We start from the raw sequence: 4,927 nt of genomic DNA, 5'->3' as shown, positions 1-4,927 counted from the left end.
TCTGACTGGGATGGGTTGCTCCGGTTTGCATTTGCCCGGATGATGAATACTCTATCGGATAAATCGAAGTAACCGAAACGAAGGGAAAAGACAATGAATGACATCAATGCGTGCAACCCCAAAATCATCATGGACCTTGAAGCCCTCAACACCACCAACGCCGAAGGGTGCGTGGCCTGCGGCCGCAAGTTCAGTCTCGGCGACACCGCTGTACTGGCCTGCGGCGCCTGGGGGAGCGGCTCGCGTTACATTCACGAAAACGAGGCTGTTCTGGACGGTCGGACCTCCCAGTATTTTGAACGCGGATATTACATGAGCCTGAATGCGGGTTCAATCCATCGCGGCAGTTAACCAACCCAACGGCCGGTCGATGTCGAGGAACGCAGCGAACCGGATGCCAGTCGATGGGTGGAGATGGCCAAGGGGATGGGTCAGAGGGCGAAGCGTTTGTTTTTGAACAGCGGCAGCGGATCGATGAGATGTTTTTTGAACCAGCGGGGCAGGTCTGCGGAGCCCATGCCATAGGCCATCAGTTCCACGATTGAAAAAACGGGCAGCCGCTTTCCAGCAGAGCTTCTGAGCTCCAGGTTGAGCTGGCACATGGTACACGCCGTGACCACGCACTCGGCCCCCGCCGAAATGGCCTTGTCCATGATGTCCACGACCATGGGCGCCACGATGTCCGGTCGGGCCACCGACAAAAAAGCCCCGCAGCATTTTGCCTGATATCCCCACTTTAGCGTCTCGGCGCCCAGCCAGCGCATGACCGATTCCATGCTGCCATGAAGCGCGGGGTAGTTTTTGAGTTCCGGCGGTGCAGCCAGCAGGCAGCCGTAATAGGGCACATAACGCAGACCCGTCAGAGGCTGTTGCAGGGCATCGCGATATGGTTTTTCGTTCAATCGTCCGGGCAGCAGATCCATCAGATGATGAACGCGCAGGTCTTGCTCGAGAGAGTCTTCCAGGATTTCCCGGTTGACCCGGCGGCTGGTGTCGTCGCTGCGGAGCTGGTTCGACGCCACGCGTAAACGGTTGGCGCAGCCGGCACACATGACCATCAGGTCCTGGCTCATGGACTGGGCCTGAAACAGGTTGCGTGCGGCCAGGGAAACCGCCAACTGCGGCCTGACCGCGTGGATGGAAGACGACCCACAGCAGTTCCAGTCCGGCAGTGCCGACAGGCTGATGTCCAGCCGATTGCAAACCTGATGCAGCGCCTCGTCGATTTCGCGGGCGGTGGAGCTGAGGGTGCACCCCGGGTAGTAAGCCAGATTGATTCTATTCATGGGTCTCGAAGCTCTTCCTGCGCCGGTCGTAATGGGTGAAAATCCGATCCAATTGAGCACGATCGGCCACCTTCTGGGGGAGGATTTCCAGCTTTCCACGCGTGATCATTTGCAGGCCCGCCTGCAGGTCGGAGAAAAGCCTGCCCGACCCCACCTTGAACTGAACCATCGCCGCCAGTTTGTTCAGCCGTCCGTGCCGCTCGATGGATTCATAGATGTATTTGTGAAAGCGGAAGATGTCCATTTCCGGGGCGGCGATGCCTTCACGGATGGCCAACTGGCGAAGGGCATCCATGACCGCCGCCACATCGATGCTGTTGGGGCACTGGCTGGAGCAGGTATGGCAGCCCACGCAGAGCCAGATGGTGTTGCACCTGAGCGCATCTTCGCCTCTGCCCATCTGGACCAGGCGAATGACCTGGTTGGGTAGAAAGTCCATGTGCTCGGAGAAGGGGCATCCCCCACCGCAGGCCCAGCAATGCCAACACCTATTGATGTTCTGGCGGGAAACATGGTTGACGATCTTTAAGAACCGGTCCACATGCGCCTCGGCGTTGACATCCGGTTCAAGGGGAGGGCCATTCTTGGTCACAGGGTGTCCTTTTTTCAATTCATTTGCTGTTGAGCCACTATTTCACAGCTTCGAGCCGGAATCCTTGACCTGCATCAATTGTTCTGTCTGGGTTGACACCACCGTTGCGCCTACTCAACCCGTTTCCAGTACCCTTTCTGCTTGACGTATTTCACCTGAAATGCGGGCACCCAGATCCGCTCCTCATGATCCTGCTCGTACCGCCAGTGGTCGCCCATCCACACCTTCTTTACGCCGTAATCCCAATAACCGGGTTCGGTGCGCGTGTCCATGACAGGCGGGACCCAAACTTTCTCTGGTTCGGGAGGTGGTGTCGGTGCTGCCGGAGGGGGATTGTTCACGATGACGATCGGCTGGATTTCCCGCACCACGGTCGTACTGGCAGGCCACCAATAACCGGGGCGGCCATGCCCGGGCCTGCCGGGTTTATAGCCCGGATAGCCCGGATGAACCGGCTTTGCCTGGGATCCCGGATGCAACGGCCGCCGGGAGGGCAGTCTGAAGCGGCTGCGCAGGTCGTGGGAAGAACGCCCGGATGATCGTTCAAATCGACGTTGTATATCCTGTGACCGTGGTTGGGTGTCGGCTCGTATGCCGAACCGATGGTGCGTTCCGTGATGGTGGCGACCGGCCAACAGATCCTGGGGGCCGGCGAAAAGGAATAGGAGTGTGACAATCAGAAATCTTTCCATTGCCCGTCCCTTTCGATACGGTTTCGTATCAGAAATAGTAGGTCTCACCATGACCCAGAGGGATCCATCGCTGGAGAAGGCCCTTTTCGCCCAGTGCTTTTTCCAGGTCCGCCGGCGGAAAGTGAACCGGTTCGTCGCCCAATTGAAACGTTCCCCAATGGGCGATCATCAATTGTTTGGCCTCGATTTCCTGAAAGGCTTGGACTGTTTCTGCCGGGTTCATGTGGCTGGGCGCCATGAACCACCGCGGTGCATAGGCGCCCATGTTGAAGATGGCCAGGTCGATGTCGTAATCGGCGGCCAACTGCTCGAATCCATCGAAGTAGGCGGTGTCTCCGGAAATATAGATCGTCGGTCCACCGGCCGTTTTGATCAGGTAGCCTCCCCACAAGGAGCGGTTGGGGCCGACGATGGGGTTTCGCATCGTCCAATGGTTGGCGGGCAGAAAGGTGATCTCTCTGGCGCCGTCACTGGTGTGCTCAAACCAGTCCAACGGGGTGCGATGGGTCATGCCCACTGCCTTGAATTCCCTGTCGTATCCCAGGGGACTGATCACATGGGTGCCGGGATTGAATGTTGCCAGGGACCGATGATCCAGATGGTCGTAGTGGCCGTGGGTGATCAATACATGGTCCGGCCGCGGCATGTTCTCCAGGCTGAAGGCCAGGGGTGTGAAATCCTTGATGAACCAGAAGATGTCGTTGAACACCGGATCGATCAGCAGGAAACGATCCATGTCTTTGATCAGCACAGTTGAATGTTTGATAAAGGTGACCGAAACACCCCGATGGGCCTTTACCGGCTCCCAGTCGATGACGACGGGTGAGATCGGCTGGTCGTCAAGGAAATCACCGTAGGCATTTTTATGAAAAAGCTTCCACGACAGCACCTGCCAGAATCGGCCGTCGCGCGGGATACCCATGGGATTAAGAAAGATGCCCGACCCGTGGTGGTCCTTGCGTCTGGCTATTTCCCGCAGGCTGTCACCGTTCAGCGGGCGATAGTGAAGTCCCGCCGATGAGTCTCGGGTGTCTGTGGCCGCTTGCACCACCCGGGGCATAAACTGGGCTGCCAGCAAGGTTTTGAATGCCGCTGAGAGTCTGCCCATGAACCGTCTCCGGGAGATGCGCTGATTCGGGTTCGTCATATTTGCAGGTGTGTTGAACGGGTTCTGCTCCTTTGCCTACGTAGACAAGTAAAACAGCCAAAAAACAAATAACCAAAAAATTACAATGACCACCATCCAAACAAGAACCTAACCATGATCCCCGGAAGGTGCAACTACGCGCCCATCACCTACCGGATCTGAATATAGACATACCCGCCGCTGCCGTACCCGAAGGCTTCAAATACGCGATGGTAATCACAGGACAGCCCCTTGTAGAAAGTGCCGAAATCCACCTGATAGGGATTTTCCTGTTCGGGATCCACATCGAGTATGGTGACCCGCTCGGTGGTTGAATCGTATGCGCCCACAGGCGAAATGTGGGGAATATTCAAGGTGGGGACAAGGGCCCCTTGATCGAAGTGGGTAATGATCAAGCCATTGCCATGGCGATCGAAGTCACCCAGACGGCTCTTAAGTAGTGCATGGACAGGTGCTTTTGCAGGGGCATGTTTGGGTGTCTGGACGATATCGACGGTTCGAACCTTTAGGTCGTAGGCAGTGATGCTGTCTTTGACCACCTGGCCCAACAGCGGCAGCGGCAGTCCCCGGCGTCCACGGTATCCCCTATCGCTCATGCGTTCTTTCCAGTGGCCGGTGGTCACCCGATCGAGGATGTCGGTTTGACTGATGGGATGGATGTCATTGTTTTCCAACGACCTGATGGCGTTGATGCATGAAACCACACTGGCCACGGAACACGAGGATTCGTGAAATTGCTTGATATGGTATCGCCAGACGGCCTGTTTAAGTGAATTCCATTGGGGCTGGGCAGAGGTATGGATGGTTCGAACCCGGTCGCGTCTAAACGCACCGGTGTTGGTCATCCGATGCAAGCCATACCGGGCGTATAGGTAAGGGCGAATCAAGTTGCTCAGCAGGTTCATGTCCATGCCTCAGGTGAAAAAAGTAATCTACAATATGCGCATTGATCGGACTCATTCAAGCAGGCTGCCTCATTCATTGCGAGATCGTTGCCGGATATTGTCAATTATTTGTCACATGTTGTCTGGTTTTCCGGACGCATCCTCGTCTGACGACGTTTCTAATCATAGCCAAAGATAGCATGGATAAGGCTTTGGGGACGACATCGACCAATGGTATTATTATTGCTAATCAATCTTGGTTGTATACTCAAACGAAGACTTACAAGGAAGTGTCGCCATGCATCTCAACTCGGTAAGGTTATGGA

General features: G+C 56.0%; 6 protein-coding genes. 1 reads left to right on the top strand and 5 read right to left on the bottom strand.

Annotation, left to right across the window (positions count from 1 at the left end; translation table 11 throughout):
• The first annotated feature begins 93 nt into the window (after nt 1–93).
• A complete protein-coding gene (locus ABYV26_RS20785; RefSeq protein WP_372683274.1) occupies nt 94–351 on the top strand; it encodes a hypothetical protein in 258 nt (85 codons plus the stop codon).
• A gap of 80 nt (nt 352–431) precedes the next feature.
• Here ABYV26_RS20785 and ABYV26_RS20780 read toward each other — a convergent pair whose 3' ends face one another.
• The 5 genes from ABYV26_RS20780 to ABYV26_RS20760 form a co-directional block, all read right to left on the bottom strand.
• The gene (locus ABYV26_RS20780) at nt 432–1,286 is read right to left on the bottom strand and encodes a heterodisulfide reductase-related iron-sulfur binding cluster (RefSeq protein WP_372683273.1); all 855 of its coding nucleotides are present in this window, start codon (nt 1,284–1,286) and stop codon (nt 432–434) included.
• Complete coding sequence (locus ABYV26_RS20775) at nt 1,279–1,878, bottom strand: 4Fe-4S dicluster domain-containing protein (protein WP_372683272.1); 600 nt, start codon at nt 1,876–1,878, stop codon at nt 1,279–1,281. The genes ABYV26_RS20780 and ABYV26_RS20775 overlap by 8 nt, the downstream gene beginning before the upstream one ends.
• Nucleotides 1,879–1,988: 110 nt before the next feature.
• Entirely contained in the window at nt 1,989–2,570 is a 582-nt protein-coding gene (locus ABYV26_RS20770; RefSeq protein ID WP_372683271.1) for a hypothetical protein, read from the bottom strand.
• A gap of 28 nt (nt 2,571–2,598) precedes the next feature.
• On the bottom strand, nt 2,599–3,678 hold the full coding sequence (locus ABYV26_RS20765) for an MBL fold metallo-hydrolase (protein ID WP_372683270.1): 1,080 nt from the start codon (nt 3,676–3,678) through the stop codon (nt 2,599–2,601).
• Between the two features lie 188 nt (nt 3,679–3,866).
• The gene (locus tag ABYV26_RS20760) at nt 3,867–4,622 is read right to left on the bottom strand and encodes a phytochelatin synthase (protein WP_372683269.1); all 756 of its coding nucleotides are present in this window, start codon (nt 4,620–4,622) and stop codon (nt 3,867–3,869) included.
• Nucleotides 4,623–4,927 lie beyond the last annotated feature (305 nt).

Origin of the sequence: Desulfosarcina sp., from assembly GCF_041551955.1 — a bacterium.
In the GTDB taxonomy this organism is placed as follows: domain Bacteria; phylum Desulfobacterota; class Desulfobacteria; order Desulfobacterales; family Desulfosarcinaceae; genus Desulfosarcina.
The sequence above is the reverse complement of the archived record's forward strand: the minus strand, read 5'-3'. Positions and strand labels throughout refer to the sequence as shown.